This window comes from Streptomyces spectabilis (assembly GCF_008704795.1).
GTDB classification, from domain to species: domain Bacteria; phylum Actinomycetota; class Actinomycetes; order Streptomycetales; family Streptomycetaceae; genus Streptomyces; species Streptomyces spectabilis.
This window is the reverse complement of the sequence record NZ_CP023690.1, coordinates 3,399,865-3,419,941: the sequence shown is the minus strand read 5'-3', so window position 1 is coordinate 3,419,941 and position 20,077 is coordinate 3,399,865. Positions and strand designations below refer to the sequence as shown.

The window sequence follows — 20,077 nt, the reverse complement described above, 5'->3', positions numbered from 1 at the left end:
GGCTAGAACGTCGGCGCGTCGCTCACCGCGTCGTTCCACGACTTCAGTACGCGAATGACCGGCTTGCGGTACGACACGTCCCGGCCCTTCTTCGTGGTGTACTCGACCAGCTCTAGCGACAGTTCGGCGAGGGCTTCCCCGCCGATACGGTCCAGCGCGTTGCCGATCTCGTGCAGCGTCTCGGCCAACTTCCACGAACCGGTCTGGAACCGGAAAAGGCCAAGGTCGTAATCCTCAGCGAGGCGGAACGTTACTGCGATGCTCGGCGCGGGGCCGCGCTTGCTCTTCGCGGCTGCCTTACGGTCCTCCATCAGAGCGGGGCAACCGCACGCCTTACCCCGGTCCTCGTCCGGAGACAGGTACTCGACGCCATCGCAGTGGTGGATAAGATTCGATGCGTTCCACAGCTTCATATCCGAGGTCACCGCGTCAGCACCGGAAAGCACAATCTTGACCTTGCTCTGAGCGGTCAGAACCTCAATGAAGTTCTCGGAAGTGGAGTCGGTCTCTTCCGGCTGCCCGCCCATGAGCTGAGCAATAGCAGCGGCAACCTCCGGGTCACCAGTCGTCACACGCCACTCACTGAGCTGTTCCGGAAGCCCGTTGACCAGTCGGCCCGCGTGAAAGCGCCCCACCGTGTCATCACTGAACGAGTTCTTCGGCATAGCGTCCGGGTCGGTCTCGAAAATTCGGAGTCCCATACTGTCAATCCCCCTGGTTTTGGGCATGAAAAAAGGGACAGCGCTCGTGCGCGTCCCTGGTCTGCGGATGTGGAGTTCTACGCGGCTCGGCGCTGCGTTCCCGTGATGAGCCGACGGACGCTCTCAGCGATCGGGCGCCCGAACACGGTCTTGGAAATCTCGCGGTCCCACTGGAACACGTGACGCAGCGTCAGAAAGACGTTGAAGATTTCCTCATCGATACGGACGGGCTTGAACACCCAGCCTTCCGGGGTGATATGCAGAACGGCCGCGCCGTCCACCTGCGGCATGGGCTCGGACGTCCCGTCCGGGGCAATGATCCGGTCCGCGTGCGCATACGCCGAGAGCTGTAGCGCAACGTCCGGGTACGCGCTCTTACTGGTCTTCCAGTCCACCAACAGCGTGTGCCACTCGCCGTTCTCGTGGTCGGGCTTTCCGTCCTCGCCGAGCCGCACGCGCACCAGGGCGTCAAACGACCCTGCGTAACCGTGCTCGTCGGACCAACACACGTCCTCGGCCCGGACGAGCTGCGGACGCACAGCGGTAAGGAACTCGGCGAACCCGAGCCGGTACGGCTCCAAGTCCGGGTGTACGCGGCCGATTTCCTCAAGCCGCATCATGCGTTCAAACAGGTCGTGGGCATCGCTGCCCACCTTGGCTCGGAGTTTGGTGTACCGGGTGTGCGCGTTGCGCAGGAAGTCCACGGCGCCCGCGGGGTCGCGCTCTGCGATTGCCCGCACGGCGTCCATGTTCTCGACTGCCGTTTCCGCGGTCATGCGGGCCGCCCAGAAGGTGAGGAACGGTTTGGGCAGCATGCTCACGATAGACGTAACACCCGGGACCTTCTCGGCGGTCTCAGGGCTGATGTAGAAGCGCGAGCCACCGCGCTTGATAGTCCGGATGGCTCCGGGCATGGCTTCCCCCTCGGGGTTGCTGGGGTGGGGTAGAGGGGTGGCGGAGTGACGGTTCTACCTGTCTTTTTTGAAGAACAAGAAAAACCAAGAAAGAAGAGGGTTCGGGGTCACTTCCGCCACCGCGTCACGCTGTCGTCAGCGTGGAACCGCGAGCCCGTCCGCCGCCTGGTACAGCTCGGCGAGCGTCCCGCCATTGGTCAGCACCGCATCCGCGGGGTACTCGTCCAGCGCGGTCTCGCTGACGTGCTCGCGCTCGGCTCGGCTCGCGGGCCCGTGGGCACCAGGGCGCACAACGCGGACGAGCGCGAACCCCCGCGTGCGGAGTGCGTCAGCCTCGTTGACGTGCCGCACATCCGTGATCACTACGGGGATGTTCCAGCGGTCTGCGGTGTCCACCTTGGCGAGGGCGAGACGTAGCCAGTGCTCGGGGTCGTGCTCGCGCACCGCTTCCCCGAGCCGCTGCAAGGTCCGTCGTACCTCGGGGAAGATCTTCGCTGCGTCCCATCCGTGGCGGCGTACCACGTCCGACAGACGGATGGGGAGCGCTCCGAGCCCGGTCGGTTCGGTACCCACGATGGGGTCAAGGTCCAGCGCCGTTGTCCGCAGCGGGTCCGCGAACGCGACACGCGTGAACTGGTGGCGCAGGACGAGCCGGGACGCTGCGGTGTCCTTGCCGCTGCGCGCCCGACCCATGAGGGCGACGTGCCGGTACGTCACGCGGTCCCGCCGTCCGCCTGGTCCTCGTCCTCGCCGGCTGCCGTGGTCCCGGCGGTCTTGGCGTTCTCGGCGCGCTGGACAGCCTCACCGGTACCGAGCACCGCGGCGACGAGGCCGAGGACGAGCGCGCTCGGCAGCTCGGGGACGTAGTGCGCCACCAGGGCGAGAGCGGCCACCGCCACGGCGTAGATGCGGGCCGGATGGGTGCGAATGAACGTGATCAAGGGTCCCCCTTGTCGGTGACTGTGTGTAGATCGAATGAGCAGCTGCACGACCGGGTGATACGCGGGCATGGCGGACACCCGGTCGGCACGCTGAGTAATGGGTGTGGGCTCGTCGGCCCCGAGCTGGTCCCGGCAAATCGGACCAGGACTACGGGCCGTGGTCAGCCGCGCGGAACCTTGAGGGCGTCCCACGTCGTGCGACCGGGCCACCCGTCCGCGTCGGCCCCGCTGAACCCGCGCTTGCGCTGCCACGCGGCGTACGACTTGCGGTCTGCGTCGGTCCACTGCGGCCCCGGGCCCTCGGCGTACCGCCCGCATCCCTCGGCGACCAGGCGCCGCCCCATGGCAGTGATCAGCGGCGAGCGGGGCGAGGACTTGAAGAACTCGGCACCGGGGAACTCGGCGTACGGCGACGGCTTGGGCGGCTTGCCCCCGGCAGCCTTGACGATCCCGGGGAACACCAGCTCCCGGAACTGCCGCTGTCGTGCGTCACCCGGGCACGCGGTCCCACCGTTCGACCATGCCGCGAACATCCGGTGTGTTCCGAAACCGGGGTCGGTCGCACTGCGGCAGATGCGCAGCGGCACCCCATGCGTGCGGTGCATCCATGCCCCGAGCTTGATAAGCGCGGAGATCTGCGAACTCGTCCACGGGTCGGTGTGCTTCAGGTTGGACGCGGTCTCGACGGACACCGCGCCCGTTCCGTCCCCGCGCTGGTTGGCGTGCATGTTGGCGTCCGCTCGGGTCTGCGTCCCGATGTACTGGAACACGCCTCCGCCGAACTCAACAAAGAAGTGGCACTCAAGGTTGGTGGAGTCCCGCCAGTACTCGTACGTGCGGCGACCGGTCCACGGCGCGGCAATGCTGTGAAAGATCAACTGAGTTGGGCGGATGGCGGGTTGTGCGTTCCCCTCGGGCTGCACTTCCATCCGCTTGGCATTCGCGTACCAGGCCATGAATTCCCCCTGTGTCTGGGCATGAAAAAGCCCCGCCCGGTTGAGCCCGGACGGGGCTGTGTGTGCTGTGGTGGCTACTCGGCGAGCGTCAGCCGGCTACCTTCGCCACGGTGAGACCCGCCGCAACTACGGTCGCCACAGCGGTAATCAGAGCGACGGGCAAGACAAACTTGCCGCGCTCGCCCTCAAGGCTCCGTATGCGCGTCTCGTGATCCTCTAGCGTCTCGTCCACGCTTTCCCCTTGCTGCCCGAGCGACCGCACGTCCTCGCGGAGCCCAACAACTTCGTCGTAGATCTCGCGGGCCCCGATTCGCACGCCTAGCGTCTCGCCCTGGTCGTGCATCCCGTCGCCCTCGCTCACCATGGCGTCAAGGTCGGATCGGTCGGCCTATCCGGGGTAAGCCCCGCATCTTTCGGAGGACCGTTAGCGGTCGTTCCGCGGAGTGTGAGGGTCTGCCGTATCTCTCCATTCTCCGCCGAGAGTTTGATGCCGATAACCCAGGCGAGAGTGTCGAGTTGGGCGCCCGTTGAGTCGACTACGCGCACGGCGTCGCCGAGTTCAATGCGTGGGTCCGGCAGGATCTCGACATCCCCGAGCAGCGGAATGGGGTAGGCGCCCGCGGATTTCAGGATCTCGGCTATACGCTGTGCGGGCTCTTCCTGCTGAATCCACCCCTGCGCGTCGTGCTCGTATTGCTGCACGCCGTAGTAACGCTGACTCGTAGAGTCCTGCGAGACCTCCCAATGTTCCGTTGGCGAGGCGCCGCTATCCATGGTCGGAGTCACCAGCGACAGGGACAAGCCGTTCAGCGCGTTGCCCCGTAGCCACACCGTTTCGCTACTGCGGTTGCGCATGGACAGGACGAGCTTCCCGTCCTCACGGTGCGTCCCTACTTCAACTGCCCCGTGCACGACGGGAGTTCTGCCGATCTGCGCCGAGCCGAACCGGATGGTGTCGGGTACCACGGTCTCCGCTGTTGCCGGGGGCGTGGTGTCGAGTTCATCGTTCCCGACCGTCCACGCAATGCTTCTCGTCTGCCCCGGGTTGATCTGAATGACGTTAATGGCCTCTTTGACGTTGGCCATGTTGGCCTTGACCCGATACCAGCTCGCCCACCGGACAGAGCAGTGATTCCGGCAAGCGTCAATCTCCTCCGTCAGCGTGAGCGACGCTAGTTCTCGCTCGGACGTCACGGTAAGGTCTGGCTTTTCCGGGGGTGTCTGCCACCTCTCCGGGCCGCGCCACCGGAAGACCCCCGCGCTATCAAATTCAGCAGTCGATAGAGTGGCGCGTGCTATCTGCGTGATCGCATCCCAAGCGCTTCCCGAAACCGCGGGCAGCATTCGGACGGGGATCTTGGGCTCATCAAGCGTCGCAGACTTGTCCCACATGCCTTCCTGCATTCGGGCGGCAACGGAACTCGGCTTGGCGGCAAGCTGTGAGAGTTGCAGCCCCTCCACCTGAATCGAGCTGATATCGATAGTCAGATCTGCCATAGCGCCAGGCGGAACGTCCATCGTCGGTATCGTCTTGCGACTGATCTCAATGAGCGGGTCGCGCGGGGAAACCAGGTGCCCCGTAATGGCTGCCGTTCCGCCTGAGGAGACCGTGAGCCAAAATCCAAGATGCCAACGGCCGAAATCACTTTTGAGAGCGTCAACATAGGTCTCAACGGGACCGTATTCCTGCGGAGGGTTAAGCTGCCGCCCCGAGTAGGTGACCGCCCCTTCCCGGAAGTCAACCTTAATGTCCACGGTGTGCATGACACCTTTACCCGCGTCCCAGGACAACGAGAACTTGATAGATGAGTCCACCGTGGCCGGAACCCGGGAAGTGTTCTTCGCCCATATTTCGAGCCACAGCCCATCCGAGTGGTTCCGGTTGACCGGGCGCATTTGAGGGATGTACTTGGCCCACGTGCCACCCATGCGGTTTCCGCTCGCCGAGCATTCCCACGGTGCATCCTTCTTGGACCACTTTTCCCAGTTGCCGCTCAGCGTCTTGAGGTAGCCGACGTTGGCGGCAGCCCCGCCGTGCATGGACGCGTACAGGATGCAGCCGGCCCGCGGGGGCGGCGCGGTGTGCACCCCGCTTCCCATCAACAGGTGGTCCACGCACCACACATCCGACGCAACCCAATTCGTCGCGTCCCCATAGGGGGTCGCGGGGTCAATACCGCCCGCAGGACGGGGGAGCTGTGCGGGCATCCGTAGACGCTCGGCGCCATCGAGCGCGGACAGCCTGACCGTGTCCTCTCCTGACTGTGCCGAGCGAGACCGCACCGTTCCCCTGAACGTGGGGAGCGTCCCCATTGCATGCGTGCCAAGCCCCCAGGAGTGGACGACCGACTGACGTGGTCGAGCCACGTCCCCGCTCGCGCGCGGGGCCCACGGTCCGTACAGCGCAGGGGCCGACGCACCCCCCTTGCCGCTCAGTGCGATGTCCGCTTGGGCACTGGCCGAGCCGCTGAATGCGCGCATGGCGTCCGGTAGATCCGTGCTGTACGCGCGGTCCAGCGCCCACGACTGCACCTGAGTGGACATGTCCTGTCCCCCGAGCCGGATCACGTGCGCGGCTATCCGCTCGCGTGCGGCGAGAGCTGCGGTCAGCGTCGCGTTGCCGGGCTTCATCAGGTCACCTCCACCAGGTCCAGGCTGATATCCCGGAACGCTCCGTCTCCGGCCGTAGCCGCGTGGCTGTAGCCCGTGATGCTGTAGGCGGGGGTCCCCTCGCCATGCGGGCGCTCCCCAGCGACCAGGGCCGCGGACACGTCGCCGAGACACAGCATGGATTCCCCCATCGCCCATTCACCGAGCCTGGTTCCGTCGAACCGAATAGCAGGGCGCACGTACGCCGATTTCTCGGGAGCCGTGCGAACAATCGGGACCGTCACGTTCGGTGTTGACGATGTGAAGAATAGCTTCCCTGCCGCGTCGTACCACTCCATCCGCCATTGCACGACCGGGGCCCCTGAGGCCAACAGACCAGGTGCCCACCAGGTGAGTTCCATTCCGGCTGTTGCCGGATAGCCCACCCAGGTGGGGTGTTGCCAATAGAGTTCGGCGGGCTTTTCGCTGGCATTCATGATGCCCACTCGATTTTCGGCGTAGGGGTCCCAGATGCCATTGAAGAGTGTGACTACATCCTTGGTATAGGCCCATTTATCCGGGGCGCCGAGCCCGAGAGCTTGAGACGTCGACAGCAAATTCTGTGCCAGAGGATCAATGAACGCCACTGGCCCCGCCGCGTCGATACGGCGGGCGAGGCGGTCAAGGTGGGCCACATCGCCTCGCTGCATAGCCGACCACTCCACCCTGAGCCGGCGAGGGCGGACCGGGGGTATCCACGTGGTGACACCCCCACTGAGCGCCCGGAACTCCGAGACACCGAGATCAGGCGACCGGTCGAACTTCACAGCACCGTCCGTGACTTCGCGGAGCGCTCCGGGGCGTCCGATCCATAGCCCCACGTCCTCACCTCCTAGCTAGCTGACGCTGTCCGTACGCCACCGCGCGGGCAATCTCGGTCTCTCCGATGCGTACGACGATGTCCCGCCCCCGTTCGCGCTCCAGAGAGCGCAACAGTGCATTGATGGCGCCCTCCCACGAGCCCGTTGGTTGCGACTGCACTCCAGCAGCGGAGGCACGCACAGCCCTCATTTCAGGCACACGGACCATGGCCCGTAGGCGCGTGTCCAAGGTGCGCTGTTCGGCGTCGATACCTTCCACGACACCCGCGGGAATCCACCGGCCGATCTCATCGCGCATGAGCCGCGAAGGGCTGTTGATCCCGAGGGCTTTAGCAATGGGACCGGGAATGATCTTCTTCGCCCACCCGGTGAGCTTGTCCTTAAGCCATCCTCCCAATTCGCGCACGCCATCCCAAATCCCGCGGACTAGGTCTCTTCCCTTGCCCACGAGCAGTTCTCGGAAGTCGCCGAGCTTCCGCCGGATACTGCGAGGAAGTCCCCCCATCCAATCGACGAAATCGCCCACGCGCCGTTTGGAAGAACTCGCGAACTCGCCGACACCACGGATGGCGCCGACGAAAGCTTGAGCAAGCTTGCCGACAATCCAGATCACGTCACCGATACCGGAGAGGACGACCCCGAGAGCCCACACGAGACCGGAGAAAACAGGTCCCGCTAGCCGTACGATTACGGGTATGGCAGCACCTAGGATCTCCGCCGCAAGTCGACCGACCCATCCCGCCACGGTCGACACAGCTTGAATCAGCGGCTGCGCCTTCTGGACTACCTCTTGAAATTTGGCGCCAAAACTGCGTACAGCGGGGACGACGTGCGCGGATATGAAGTCGGCTACAGACGAAAGAATAGGTTGCACGTTCTCGTACAGGGCGGTGTACACCGATATTGCCGCTGGCACCACGGTGCCCGTGAAGATCTGTGCCAGACCAGTGAAAGCCGGACCCACCGCCCCGGAAACTGCCGAGAACAGCCCGCGCACCGAAGGGGCAAGCTGCGTGGATATAACCGCCCAGACACCACGGGCAGCCGGAAGGAAAGAAGTCGTGAAACGCTCGGACAGAGCGCCCACACTGGGGGACAGTTCATCTCGCGCGGAACTCGCGAGCCCCCGCACTTCCTGGCCAATGCCAGAAATCACCCCTCGGACCCCGCCCGAGGAGAAAGAACCGAAGAACCCCCCGACAACCCCCTTGGCCCGGTTGAACGCGGGCGCTACTACATCCGCGGCGGCAGAACCGAGAGACAGCATCGGGGGAAGAACCTGATTCCCGATGAAGTTCGTCAGCTTGACTTCGGCGGTGCGTTTGAATTGCTCAATCCGCGCCCCGGCACCGCTGTGCAGTGCCTTGCCCATCTTGTCGGCAGCACCCGCAGTTTTCCCCAATGCCTTAACGGCATTCGACGGGTCCATGGCGTAAAGGGCTTTGCCTAGGTCCTCGCTCTGCGTACCGAAAAGATTTACTGCCGCCTGGTTCTGCTCAACCGGGTCTTTCATTGCCCGGAGCCGGTCAATGGTCAGATCCAGCGCCCCGGCGGCAGTCTCTCCACCCTTGCCGAAACGGGCAGCCATGTCCTCAGCGTTGAGGCCGATAGCTTTGAAACCGTCCGCAGTGGTCTTGGAACCGTCCACCACACGGATGGAGAATTCCTTGAGCGCATCGGCCGCAACGTCCGAGTCACGGGCACCCGCTTGGACCATCTGCGAAATAAGCCCAAGCGATGTCTTTCCGTCCAGCCCCAGTTTCCTGAATTGAGTGGAGTACTCATTCATCGTGTCCAACAGGTCGTCAGCCTTGTTGGAACCGTTCTGGAAACCGCGGGTCAGAACGTCAAAAGCCTCGTCCGCGGACTTGGCCATGCCGGTGCGGAGCATCTGCGAGACAGCCCGCGTGACCCCGCCTACGTCCTGGTCAAAGACCTTCGCCAGGTTCCCGGCTTTTGAGGCAATGCTCTCAAGCTGGTGGTTCGTGGCGTCCGGCGGGGCGATTCCGGATTCCAGGACCGACCGGATGACGTTAGCCGCATCCTGCACGTTGTCCGTGACCCCGTGCGCATAAAGCTGTCCGGCGACATCGCCATAGCGCTTGGCGTCCTTCGGCGTGCTGCCGAGCTGTGCCTGAATCCGGTTGTTGATGGACTGCTGATCTAGCGCATTCTGGAACCCCTTGACGAGCACCGCACCAGCGGCCACACCGATACCGGCGATTCCGGCCTTAAGGACTCCGCCCATCTTGGACTTGAAGCCCTCGCCGGCTGCCCCGCCCGCACCCTGCCCCGCCGCATCCGCGGGGCCGGTGACTTCCTGCTGTAGGCGCTGCCCGAACCCCTGAACTTCCGGGACCACGGACACATAGCCCACGCCGACCTCAACGGCCATCGGTCACCCCCTCGCGGGTCGACTGAAACCGCGCGAGATAGGCGGCAACGTGCTCGGGGCTCCGATCGGTCCGCCCGATCCGGTCGGCCCGGAAACCCGGGCGAGGAATCGGCGAGGGACGTCGGCTCGGCGTCTTTGAACCCGCGTTACCGCGCTGCCAATTCGCCTCGCTCAGACGGTCATGCACCGCGGCAAGCAACTGCGTTTGAAGGGTCCAAACGGCGTCCTCGCCACCCATCGACCGGTGCAGTGCAGATTCCGCGGGCAACCCCATGATCAGAGCCCGCAACCGGCGCCACGTCAGCCCCGCACCGGGCCTGAAAAGGTCCCGAATATCGAGACCGTAAAAACGCTGTAGGTCTGCCTCTATGGCCTCCCCGTGCTCACTCAGGAGCCGGAAGAGGCCCCGGATTCCCCCACCGGAGCACCCTCGTGCTTCTGCCACTGACGGAACAGCTCACCGAGAGCAGCAAGCGGAACCGGTATTTCATCAAAGAGAGTCCACTGGTCGCCGAGCCCGGACCTGAGCAGTGCCTCAATGTCCCGGGCGCTCGGATTGTCAACGTTGACCGCGTTAAGAATCGACTTGTCCAGCTCACCCGCAGCGGGCATCGTGAAAATGTTGCCCGCGAGCGTGAACTTAAAAGGCTCCCGACGGGCTTCCTTCACCCAAACATCAAGATCAAAAGGTGCACTCATAGCAATACCTCAATCAAAGAAGGAACGTTCCTGCAAAAGGATCAAGCGGCAGGCGCTACCCCCCATGCCGGGTCATCGGAGTACTTGTAGGCCACCGTTCCGTCAGCACCGGGATAAGCGGTAATGGTCAGCTCGTAGGCAATGGCCTCGTCGCCCTTATACGTGATATCGCCGGTCTCGGTCACCTCGCCGTCCGGCACAACAATGCGGATATGAGAGTTACCGTCGATGACGTCGAAACCGAAACTGCGGCGATCCGGCCCGGGTGCCTTGATGGCGAGGACACTCTTGCCGCTGGCCGTCGCGACCTTCGAGCCCTTGTGGTACAGCTCAAGGACCGTCTTGTTGGTCTCAATGGCCGTGAACTGGAACGTCATTTCGCTAGACGAAATGACCTTGCGGACGGTCTGCCCGCCCTGCCATCCCTTGATCTCACTCGCGTCCGTCGAGTTCGCTTCGGTAATCCCGTCATCCGAGATCCAGCCGATATCAACAAAGGCGGCATCCCAACCACTCGTGGAATCAGTCGGAAGCTTGGACTTAGGTGGAGCCACGTACGCGGCGCCGGTAATAGCGACGCGCACGGCATTGGCGTTTAGAGGCATGAGACCCCCATCTTTTGGTTAGTAAATGTGCTGCGGCAGGCGCATGGATGTAGAATTTCCGCTCATGGACGCAGGATTAGCAGCCGCACTTGGCGCATTTGCAGTAGCCACAGGCACCGGCGTGGCAGCGCTCACAGCTGCATGGGCACAAATGCACTCCGCGCGGACAGCAGCCCGCGCGGAGCATTTGAGGCAACGTCGTGAGCCGCGAGAAAGAATCTATGGAGAAATGATCTCGGCTACTTCAAGCTTCCTTGAGGCATACCGGGGCCCCGGTGTTGTCAACTTCAGCGATGATCTCTATATGCGCCTGATAGAGAAGCAATCAGAAGTGCAGAAAGCCTGGCAGGCTGTCGCTCTTGCTGGCCCCGAACCAGTGGCCCAAGCCGCATCAGAGATTCATGCTGCCGTCTCCTCCGTCGTGTACAGCTACGGCGTTGCTCACACAGGGATGCTTGTTTTCATCCGACGCAACTCCGAAGGCAGGTCGGTGGAGAACGCGCGCCGTGACGTGAGCCAATCAGTGAGGCAGCTTCGGTGTTCATTCGACGCCGCTCATGGATCTTTGGAGATATTCATCAAGCAAGCCAGAGCGGCACTCGATGAATATGGCGCTGAGTGATAGCACCTATAAGGAAAATGGCCGCCCGCGCATGTGCACCTCGGCCGCGAACGCGTAGCGTGGTTGCGAACTCTGGTCATCGGGGAGCCACTGCGGGCCCCCCACCTCGGTCACGCTGTAGACCGTGACCCCGCCGCGGACTCCGGGAATCGCGCCGAGCAGACCTCGCACCAGCGCGCACAAGTCGTGCGCCTGGTCCTCGCGCGTCGCCCACGCGTGGAAGTCGAGTCGGGCCCGGTCTGTGACCGGAGTCGGCGAAGACCCCCCGATCCGTTCGACGCGAACGAACCGGTGGGGGCGTGGAGTTGGGATGCGGGAGACAACCGGGACGGGTTCGCCGGCTGCCGCGAGGGCGGACCGGAGATAGCCCGTCACCACGGCCACCGCATCGGGCATGACGATGGCGGGACGGTTCCTCATTCACCACCGCCGAGCCCGCGCAACAGGTCCCGCCGCGAGCCCGCCGCACCCCCGGATTTCGACCAGTTGTAGTTACCGATCACAGCTGCTCGCCATCGACGGGCGCCCAACGCTGCGTCGGTGCGAAAGTCGCCCTCGGCGCCCGCGGCAGCCGACGCGATGCGCTCGGCAATGCGGCGGACCTCGGCGCCTGTCTCGGGGGTTTTCATCAGGGAGTTGATCCCTTGCCTGTTGGGCTGGAACCTCACCCGCTCACCTCCTTTAGGCGGGCTTCCGTGTGGTGGTGTCGGCCCCCGAGCGTCCAGCGGGCAACGTCCCCGTCGACGTCGAGCACCCGCCCGAGCGCAACCACGCGGTCCCCGGGCGCTAGGTCTAGGTCGACCCCGGTACGCGTGACCAGGCGCCACCCGGTGACGACAACGGGACGGTCCCCGGTGTCCTCGGCGGACGTGTCGGGCTGCACGGACACGCGGCGGACCGTGGTCCTGGTGGACCGGTCCCAATCCCGGTCCGACGTGGTGTTGCCGTACCGGTCCGTGATGAACGGAGCCCGCAGGAGCACGACCGTCTGTGTGTAGTGGAGCGTCACAGCAGACCCACCACCGCCACACGTCGCCGGTACCGGGCGAGTAGGTCCCGGTCCGCAGGGGCGAGGCTCGCCCCGATGGTCTCGGCGGAGTAGGTGACGGACACGCTGCCCACGGACTCTTGCCGAAGATCGGACGGGTTCGTGAGCACCCGGGATGCGAGGGTCAGCACCACGGCGAGCACGTCCGCGGGGACGCTCGCGTATCCGTGGGTGTAGGTGACGGTCACGGCCTGGTCGCCGCCGAGGACGCGCACCCGGTCCCGGACGAGCTGCCAGCGGTCCGGGGGGACGAGCTGCCCGCCGCGCCGAACCTCCTGCACGGAGATCACGGGACGCTGCGGCAGCGCCGCCCACCCCTCGCGGGGGTAGAGCGTCGCCGAGCTGGTGCCCCGCGTGAAGTTCTGCCGAGCTTCCGTCCGTACGATGCGGGACGCCACATCGAGGACCAGGGCAGCGCCCTCGGGCAGCTCGTCCCGCTCGCGCTGCATCCATGCGGCGAGCTGGTCCGTGGTGGCCAATGCGGGGAGAGCCATTACGTGCCCTCCCGCTATTTCACTGTCTGAGCGCCGCACGCCAGACACCGCGTCACCGTGCGCGAGGTCCCGTCCGAGTCGAGAACCGGGAAGCTCTCGATTCGGTCCGGAACCGTGCACGCATCGGTGTGCGGCACCTTCGGGGAGGACGCTGCACGCTTACGCGGCGGCAATTCCGTGCCCCTCTCGGCTACTTGGCGAGGACACCGTTAAGGCGCGCGGCAGCCTTGCCGCCGAACACAGCGAGTCCGGTGTAGAACTCGATGCGCGTGCGGTACGCGGGCTTGGACTCCATCTCGCCGAGGTCCGTTACCTGAATGCCGCCGTTGGTCAGACCCGTCACGGCCCGGTCGTCCTCGGACTGCCCGAACTTCACGGCGTAGACGGAACTCGCGTCCGTGGCCGTGCCCTGCGTCTCGGTCTGCGGAAGGATGTCCGCGCCCGCGGCAGTCTGGCCCGGGTCCAGCAGCGGAACCCCGTTGTAGGTCGAGACGAGCTTTCCGGTAATGGCCTCGCGGACCATCTCAAAACCGCCGATCCGGCGCGCGGCGCTGCGAATCTTCGCAATGACCTGACGGTTGGCGTAGATCGCGCCGTTCGTGCTGTTCAGCCCCGGGACCTGCGCAACGAGCTGGTCCAGGAGGTCAAAGAACTTGTGCGAGTCCTCGGCACCAGCACCCACGATCGGAGCGCCATCCTTGCCCGCCGAAATGACCTGCGAGCCCGTCAGGCGCTTCCGCAGACCATCAAAGGACTTGGGGTCGGTAGCCACGTCGCCGTTGAAGAACGTCTCCGCGAACTTGTACGACGCTGCCTTGACCTTCATGCGCGTCTGAATCGCACGCTGATCATTGAGGTTGCCGCGGGTCTGGACAATGAACCGGTCCACGTCAGCGTCACCGCCGAGAATCGTCAGAGTCTCGCTCTTCTGGTTCACGGTGCCCGTGGACTCCGGGTACGCCTCATTGACCGAACGGAAAGCCACACCCGGAAGCGTCGCCTCTTCGTTGTAGGCGTACGCGTTGCCCTCAATCGTCAGCAACGGAATCCGGTCCAGAATGCTGGACTCCTGAACGAACGTCTCCACAACACCCCGCTGAAGCTCGGTCGTGGAAAGCTTTGCCGCCTCGGGCAGAGTAAGAGCCATTGAGAAAATCCCCCTGATTTGGGCATGAAAAAAGGGACGACCCTCGGCGGGTGCGTCCCTCAGAAAGGAAAGAGAAGAAAGGTTTCTACATATAGGTGGTCAGCTCGTGCCGTACGCGCGCCGTAGCCGCTCGTGCGGAGTGGCGGGCTCGGGCTCGCCCGGGTCCTCGCGCTGCCCGCTGCCCACGTCGCCCCACGGGGCCGGGGTGGTCGTGCCCGCACTCGACTCCGCGGCGAGGTACGGCTTTGCCTTCAACAGTTCGTCCACAGCCTTGTTGATGGCCGCGGTGTCTACGTCGCCCCCGTCGCCGGCTAGAGCGGCAACGTCCACCAGGGCGAGCGCGTCCGCAGGGTCACGGAGCCGACCAGCGGCAGCCGCGCGGACCTCGGCGCGCACGAGCTGTGCCGTGAACTCGCCCCGAATCTCCGTCCGCAGAGCGTCAAGGTCCGTGCCTCGCTGCGCTGCATTCGCGCGGCGGAGCCGAGCCGCTTCCTTCTCGGCAGCCGCACGCGCCTTGCGCTCCGCGGACAGTTCGTCGCCCTGGTCCTGGTGCTCGTCCTCGCCCCGGTCCTGGTCGCCGCTCGCCCCCGCGGGCTTGCCGCCGTCGCCCTGGTCCTGGTGCTCGTGCTTGGCCTCGCCCTGGTCGCCCTCGGGCTCGCTGCCCGGGGTGTTCTCCGGGTCGTCTGCCATGTGTCCCCCTACGTGATGTAGCCGTGCTTCTTGAGCATCGCTATTTGGTGCTCGCGGGAGTCCCCTGCGAGGTCGAAGATGGTTTCCGGCATAAGCCGCGACTCTTTCGAGCGCTCGTATCGGCTGCCGGGGTTCTTCTGGAAACCGGCGTTCAGTGCCTTGCCGCCGATTCCGCGTTTGGTGGTGCCCTCGGTCGTGACCTTTACCGGCCCCCGCCCCGTGGCAGCCGTAGCCAGTCCACGGCGGGCATTGACGAGCTGCCCAAGGTCCGCCCCCGCCTCAAGTGCCTTGAGCGCTGCGGGCCCGAGACGCTTCCGCTGTTCCTCGGGGCTCATCTGACGGAACAGGTCCTCGGGCGTCTTGGTCTGCCGCCACTCGGAATCCGTCATCGGCTGCATTCCACAGTCACAGCGCGGATGACGCTTGAACCCGGTCGAGTACGAATACTGACGACCGGACAGGATGATGCAGCGGGCACACGCGGGCAACCGCACCACCCGGACGTACGAGACACAGCGGGGCTCGGCAGCCATGGCGACCGACGTAGCCGCACGCGCGGTGTCCGTAATCTGCGTGCCCACCAACATGGACAGTTGGTTCAGCCCCGCGAGCGAGGCAGCTTCCGCGGACTGTCCCACCGCGAGAGCTTGCGCGGTACGAATCGCCGGAAGGTACAGCAGCGAGGCAAGCGGACGCGCGTCCGACGCGAGCCCCACGAATGCCGCAGGGTCCACCATGCCGAGCGGCCCAAATCCCGCGCCCGCAGCGAGAATTGAAGCGCTGACGAAAGCCTGTGCACCCGCGGCGGCAGACATCTGACCCGCCATGACAGCAGCGAGGATCTGCCGCCCGGTCTCACCCTGCATCGCGGACAGAATCCGGTCCGGACTCACGTCCCGCCACAAAGCTTGCACCGCTTCAACAACGCTTCGGGAAATACCCTGAACGTCGGCATAGCGGGCTTGCGCGAGCGTCCCGGGCTCCGCCATCAGGCAGCCTCTGCAAGCTCGTCTGCGGGCTCGTCGGGCTCGCTCTCGGGCTTAGGGCCGAACAGCTCGGCCACGTTCCCGCCGAGGATCGCGCTCGCCTGGTCGTTGCGCATGGACTTCCACCGGGCTATCTCGTCCGGGGTCACGCCCGGGATGCGCTCCCAGAGTGCTTCGTCCGGTACGCCGATGCTCTTCAACTTCACGAGTGCGTCCGAGTACTGCGCATCCGAGCGGAACTGTGGATCTCTCCACACCACAGAGCCGAGGGTGAGGGATTCCGCCCGAGCACGCTCGCCGGCTGCCAGTGCCTCAAGTCGCATGACTTCCCGCAGTGCGGCCCCGAAGTGGCGTTGCTTCTCCGTCACCTTGGCGACTAGACCCGCTTCCGATGCGGCGACGCCATCGGGGCTCACATTGACGAGCTGCCCCGCCAGATAGCTAGGCGGGGTGCGGGTCTGCGCGGCGATGTGCTGTACCGCCACCTCAATCACCTTGAGGTAGTTCCCGAGGTCACCCGCGGAGAACTCAGCAATGCGCGCGGACTCCTTCTCCAGCCACAGCAGACGGTCCGAGCGGAACCGGTCAAGGGGCAAGTCCTCTTCGCCGACGACTTCCCCCGAATCGGGGTCCACGATTTCCCGAACGGGCCGGTCCATGCCGAGCACCGCACGCGCCGGAAGCGCGAGATAGTCAGAACCCGTCATGAGGTGAGCCCAAAGGGTGTTCACCGCATCCTGTAGCGGCAGCACCGTTGCAAGCTCACTGCGCGGACTCCCGTGCAGACGTGACCGGTTGGGCAACTCCACCAGCGGCACCACGCCGAGGGGGTTGGGAATGTGGCTCGGCTCGCCGCGGGAAAGGCCCGCCGTACGCCCGGTCCACGCCCCGCCGTTCCGAGTCGGACGCTGCCACCGGTACACCATGTCCGGGGTAAACAGCGTCGCAAACTCAACCCCCGAGTCCCGCCACACCATGAGCCCCGCCTTACGGAGCCGTCGACGACCAGGCACGTACTCCACCACGGCATTGGACGCGTGCTGAAACGTGATCTCGGTATTGATCCCGTCGGGCTTCCAAACCAGCGCGTACGAGCGGCCCGTGATCAGAGCCTCTAGCAGAGCGAGGCCAATCTCTACGTCACACTCGCTCTTGCGCCACGCTCGCCCCGCCGCCTGATCAATGCTTCCGTCCTCAAGCCGGAAACCGATCGGCATAAGCCGCTCAACCGTCGCATCCGGAACCGTGGCACACCAGTTGTCCGAGAAATCGGCGAACAGGTCACCGGTCTGCGTGCTGAACTCAGGGCTTGCAAACATCAGGGGCCGTTCCCCCTCGTACGCATCCGACCAGCGCTTAGCCCGCGCCTTGCGTTGTTCGATCTTGGCCCGTAGACGGACCGTCATCTGTAGCGGAGTCTCCGCCATGCTCCCCCCTCCGGGCATGGAAAAGCCCCGGTCGGCAGGAACCCGAACGGGGCGGTCTAAGCACTCGCAGCGCGAGCACGTTTCAGCGGGCGCCGCACATATCCGTCAAGCGCCATCACTGCCGCGGCAATCCCGTCGATACGAGCGGACGACTTGTCCCGGTCCGGTTTCACCGGGCGCATGTTGTCGTTGCCATCCCGGTAGACCTCCACAACAGAGGCATGCCACCGCAACACCGGATTGCCGCCGTGCCGTATCCGCCCCTCGCGCAACAGCCGCTCAAGTTCCTTGCTGCCGGGACTCATCCCTAGATAGGTCTGCGCGACCGGAACCACATCAACCCCACGCGTCTTAGCGTCGATTCGCTGGACGAGCTGCCCGGCAAACATCCGGTCGTACGAAATCCGCTGCACGTCCAGTCGGCGACAGTCCGCCACTATCTGACGCTCGATGGCGTCATAGTCGATGGCGTCGCCCTCGGTCAGCGTCAGCAGACCATCCCGAGCCCATTGCCTAAGCGGCACCTGTAGCTGTTGCTCTAGCTCGTCCACCCGTTCTTCTGGCAGCCAAAACCGCGAGATCAGTTCCAACTCGACACCGGGCACCCGGGATTCAACCGCAAGGACCCACGCCGAGAGGTCAGACACCGCGGAGAGGTCCACCCCACCCCACGCGCGCCGGTACCGGAACCGCTTCTCGTCCACCGTGCCGTTGTTCTCGTCCCACAGCGGAAGCGGCAGCCACCGCGAGGACGAGCGCATACGACGGTTGAGGGACAAGCGACAGAACGTAGGGAAGTAGGAAGGCGTGGACTTGGCCTTTGCCGCCTCGCGCCGCATGTACGCAAGCGAGGGCGATACTCCGAGCCCCGGATTCGCCTTACGCCACGTGGACTCGGCGAAAGGGTCGTCGGCTTCCTCGGCCGCCCAAATCACGCCGTAATGCCCGGGGTCATCGACGATGCCGTCCGCACAGCGGCGCGTGTACGTGTGTTTCTCGTCGTAGATGCTGCCCTCTTGCCCCTCGTCGGCAGTCGTAATGAACACGACTAGGGGTTGATCACGGGCACCGGTACCGGTCTCAATAGCGTCAATGAGGTCACGGCGCTTGTGCACGTGGACTTCATCCACGATGGCGCCGGACACGTTCAACCCGTGGGCAGTCTCAGCGATTTTCGAGAGCGCCCGGAACACACCGCCCGTACGCGGGACCCGGATAAGGCCCCGTAGAACCTCTACGCGACCCCGTGCGGCCCGTGAAGTCAGCGCCATGCGCTTAGCGTCATCAAAGACGCGTTCGGCTTGCGGAAGCGATCCGGCAGCCGCGTACACTTCGGCGCCAATCTCACGGTCGGCAAGCAACAGCACCAGGCCGATACCGCTGGACAGTGTGGATTTGCCAGCCTTACGGGGAACCTCAATCCACACCGTACGAGCCACCCGCACGGCACGGCCCAACTCCGGGTCACGCCACAGCCACCCGAAGATAGGCGCGATGATCCACACCTTTTGCCACGGCGCGAGCTTGAGCGGAGTCCCGCCCCAACGGCCTTTCGTGTGCCGCATGGACTCGATAGCCGCAATGGCTCGGCGAGCGGCTGGCACATCGAAATAGGAACCCTCACGCTTCGGCGCCTGGTGGGCGAGGACGAGCGGACGGGACTCGGCCGCTTCGGCTATCTCGTCCTCGGTAAGCCCGAGTTCGTACAGCGCGTCCAGCGGTACGGGCAGCTCGTCAGTCGAATATGTCCCCATCATCGTCCCCGCTCTCAGGCGGGGTGATCCGGGTTGCAGACGCAGGGCTTAGCCCCAACTCACCGACCAACGACCGGAAATGGCTCCGATACTGGTGGGCAATCGTCACCCATGGACTCTTGACGTTCCCGCGCTCTGTCTCGACAACCAGACCGGTCCGAGATAGCTCCCGCTCTGCCTGCCAAAGGCGAGCGACTGTCACGCAATACTCAATAGCGGTTTCCCTCTGCGGGTCGGTCAAGCCTGCCGACACCACGAGGGCGGGAATCGTCCGCGCCCACACGTCAGCAGCCTTGTCCCGCACGTCCTCGGCGGAGTCGCCCGGCAGTAGCTCGGACCAATCCGGCTCGGCGGGGATCTCGGGGGCGAACCGCGCCCCCTCGGAATTCCGGTCGGGACGGAACGTCCCCTCACGGACAGCCTGAATGTGCGGCTTCGGTTTCTGGCCCGGAACGGCCACGGCTCATCACCTCCATAGGAACGCTCAAATGAGCCATGCGAGTTTTTTACCTCCCTGCCGATCAATCTCGGCGGGGCGAGGGAGTACCCCCCTGGTCGCCGAGTCAGAGCCGGCGAGGCTTCACGCGCTCGGCAGCCCAACCGCCCGGTTGATGCTTCGCGGTCTCACGGTTGTGGCACGACGTGCACAGCGGACGTAGACGCGACCACGCATCCGGATCGGCCACGCCCCGGGCCACCAGCGAGCGGCGCGACTCCGGGAAGTGATCCGCCACCGTCGCGATGCGCGAGCACAGCACGCACCACGGATGCGCGTACAAGTACCGGCGCCGTACCCGCTGCCAGCGGGTGTCATAGCCACGCTCGGCCGTCGTGCCTCGCTGCTGTTGCGCCTCGCGCTCGTGCGTCGGGCAGCGTCCCCCGTCCGTCAGCTCGGGACACCCGGGGACCGTGCAGGGGGTACGGGGCTTACGGGGCACGTGGATCACCTCCCGATGGGTGCTGGTCAGGGGTGCTAGGTGAGTGGGGAGTTCCTGACAACCGCAGGCTGGAGGCACGAGGTGACGTTCCACGCGTGCAGGCGGCGTCTGGCTTACGTGTGGGCGGGTTGGATCAGGCGCCCGCTGCTCCACGCTCATCACGAGGCAGTCCCCGCCCGCCGGTTCGGATGATGCGCGTGATGTCCAGGTAGCCCCCTCCTGGACCCTTTCAGGTGGTTTATATGCGCAGTAGCTGTATGGCCGAAGAATCCGTGCTGCTCTGAATGCAG

Annotated in this window: 21 protein-coding genes; 1 reads left to right on the top strand and 20 read right to left on the bottom strand. The window is 64.9% G+C overall.

What is annotated here, in order from left to right; genetic code table 11:
- Positions 1 to 2: 2 nt before the first annotated feature.
- The 11 genes from CP982_RS14840 to CP982_RS14785 all read right to left on the bottom strand — a co-directional run bounded on the left by CP982_RS14840 (position 3) and on the right by CP982_RS14785 (position 10,681).
- Positions 3 to 701, bottom strand: coding sequence for a recombination directionality factor (locus CP982_RS14840; RefSeq protein WP_150510978.1), 699 nt, complete (start codon positions 699 to 701; stop codon positions 3 to 5).
- Between the two features lie 77 nt (positions 702 to 778).
- Positions 779 to 1,615, bottom strand: coding sequence for a hypothetical protein (locus CP982_RS14835; protein WP_150510977.1), 837 nt, complete (start codon positions 1,613 to 1,615; stop codon positions 779 to 781).
- A gap of 135 nt (positions 1,616 to 1,750) precedes the next feature.
- Positions 1,751 to 2,332 carry a deoxynucleotide monophosphate kinase family protein gene (locus CP982_RS14830; RefSeq protein ID WP_212669187.1) on the bottom strand — a complete coding sequence of 194 codons (582 nt, stop codon included), beginning with the start codon at positions 2,330 to 2,332 and terminating at the stop codon, positions 1,751 to 1,753.
- Positions 2,329 to 2,556: a hypothetical protein gene (locus tag CP982_RS14825; RefSeq protein WP_150510976.1), complete on the bottom strand. Its 228-nt coding sequence runs from the start codon at positions 2,554 to 2,556 to the stop codon at positions 2,329 to 2,331. The genes CP982_RS14830 and CP982_RS14825 overlap by 4 nt, the downstream gene beginning before the upstream one ends.
- A gap of 161 nt (positions 2,557 to 2,717) precedes the next feature.
- On the bottom strand, positions 2,718 to 3,512 hold the full coding sequence (locus CP982_RS14820) for a peptidoglycan-binding protein (RefSeq protein ID WP_150510975.1): 795 nt from the start codon (positions 3,510 to 3,512) through the stop codon (positions 2,718 to 2,720).
- 88 nt (positions 3,513 to 3,600) lie between these two features.
- Entirely contained in the window at positions 3,601 to 3,876 is a 276-nt protein-coding gene (locus tag CP982_RS14815) for a hypothetical protein (protein ID WP_229879795.1), read from the bottom strand.
- Positions 3,870 to 6,143 carry a hypothetical protein gene (locus CP982_RS14810; protein WP_150510974.1) on the bottom strand — a complete coding sequence of 758 codons (2,274 nt, stop codon included), beginning with the start codon at positions 6,141 to 6,143 and terminating at the stop codon, positions 3,870 to 3,872. Before CP982_RS14810 ends, CP982_RS14815 begins: the two co-directional genes overlap by 7 nt.
- Positions 6,143 to 6,811: a hypothetical protein gene (locus CP982_RS14805; protein WP_150510973.1), complete on the bottom strand. Its 669-nt coding sequence runs from the start codon at positions 6,809 to 6,811 to the stop codon at positions 6,143 to 6,145. Before CP982_RS14805 ends, CP982_RS14810 begins: the two co-directional genes overlap by 1 nt.
- A 175-nt stretch (positions 6,812 to 6,986) precedes the next feature.
- Positions 6,987 to 9,377, bottom strand: a complete 2,391-nt coding sequence (locus CP982_RS14800) for a phage tail tape measure protein (protein ID WP_150510972.1) — start codon at positions 9,375 to 9,377, stop codon at positions 6,987 to 6,989.
- A 387-nt stretch (positions 9,378 to 9,764) separates the two neighbouring features.
- Positions 9,765 to 10,076 (bottom strand): hypothetical protein, encoded by a 312-nt coding sequence (locus tag CP982_RS14790; protein ID WP_150510971.1) that lies wholly within the window; start codon positions 10,074 to 10,076, stop codon positions 9,765 to 9,767.
- Between the two features lie 41 nt (positions 10,077 to 10,117).
- Positions 10,118 to 10,681, bottom strand: a complete 564-nt coding sequence (locus tag CP982_RS14785; RefSeq protein ID WP_150510970.1) for a phage tail tube protein — start codon at positions 10,679 to 10,681, stop codon at positions 10,118 to 10,120.
- A 64-nt stretch (positions 10,682 to 10,745) separates the two neighbouring features.
- Between CP982_RS14785 and CP982_RS14780 the strand changes: the two genes are divergently transcribed.
- Positions 10,746 to 11,303 carry a hypothetical protein gene (locus CP982_RS14780; RefSeq protein ID WP_150510969.1) on the top strand — a complete coding sequence of 186 codons (558 nt, stop codon included), beginning with the start codon at positions 10,746 to 10,748 and terminating at the stop codon, positions 11,301 to 11,303.
- 416 nt (positions 11,304 to 11,719) lie between these two features.
- Here CP982_RS14780 and CP982_RS14770 read toward each other — a convergent pair whose 3' ends face one another.
- From CP982_RS14770 to CP982_RS14730, 9 genes are all read right to left on the bottom strand, one after another.
- Positions 11,720 to 11,971 (bottom strand): hypothetical protein, encoded by a 252-nt coding sequence (locus CP982_RS14770; RefSeq protein ID WP_150510968.1) that lies wholly within the window; start codon positions 11,969 to 11,971, stop codon positions 11,720 to 11,722.
- On the bottom strand, positions 11,968 to 12,312 hold the full coding sequence (locus tag CP982_RS14765) for a hypothetical protein (protein ID WP_150510967.1): 345 nt from the start codon (positions 12,310 to 12,312) through the stop codon (positions 11,968 to 11,970). Before CP982_RS14765 ends, CP982_RS14770 begins: the two co-directional genes overlap by 4 nt.
- Positions 12,309 to 12,845 (bottom strand): hypothetical protein, encoded by a 537-nt coding sequence (locus tag CP982_RS14760; protein WP_150510966.1) that lies wholly within the window; start codon positions 12,843 to 12,845, stop codon positions 12,309 to 12,311. Before CP982_RS14760 ends, CP982_RS14765 begins: the two co-directional genes overlap by 4 nt.
- Positions 12,846 to 13,035: 190 nt before the next feature.
- On the bottom strand, positions 13,036 to 13,992 hold the full coding sequence (locus CP982_RS14755) for a major capsid protein (protein WP_150510965.1): 957 nt from the start codon (positions 13,990 to 13,992) through the stop codon (positions 13,036 to 13,038).
- 99 nt (positions 13,993 to 14,091) lie between these two features.
- Positions 14,092 to 14,682: a hypothetical protein gene (locus CP982_RS14750; RefSeq protein ID WP_150510964.1), complete on the bottom strand. Its 591-nt coding sequence runs from the start codon at positions 14,680 to 14,682 to the stop codon at positions 14,092 to 14,094.
- Positions 14,683 to 14,690: 8 nt separating this feature from the next.
- Positions 14,691 to 15,671 carry a VG15 protein gene (locus CP982_RS14745; RefSeq protein WP_229879784.1) on the bottom strand — a complete coding sequence of 327 codons (981 nt, stop codon included), beginning with the start codon at positions 15,669 to 15,671 and terminating at the stop codon, positions 14,691 to 14,693.
- On the bottom strand, positions 15,671 to 17,095 hold the full coding sequence (locus tag CP982_RS14740) for a phage portal protein (protein ID WP_170316427.1): 1,425 nt from the start codon (positions 17,093 to 17,095) through the stop codon (positions 15,671 to 15,673). The genes CP982_RS14745 and CP982_RS14740 overlap by 1 nt, the downstream gene beginning before the upstream one ends.
- Positions 17,096 to 17,151: 56 nt before the next feature.
- The gene (locus CP982_RS14735; RefSeq protein WP_229879783.1) at positions 17,152 to 18,852 is read right to left on the bottom strand and encodes a terminase large subunit; all 1,701 of its coding nucleotides are present in this window, start codon (positions 18,850 to 18,852) and stop codon (positions 17,152 to 17,154) included.
- The gene (locus tag CP982_RS14730) at positions 18,830 to 19,309 is read right to left on the bottom strand and encodes a P27 family phage terminase small subunit (protein WP_150510962.1); all 480 of its coding nucleotides are present in this window, start codon (positions 19,307 to 19,309) and stop codon (positions 18,830 to 18,832) included. Before CP982_RS14730 ends, CP982_RS14735 begins: the two co-directional genes overlap by 23 nt.
- Between the last annotated feature and the right edge of the window lie 768 nt (positions 19,310 to 20,077).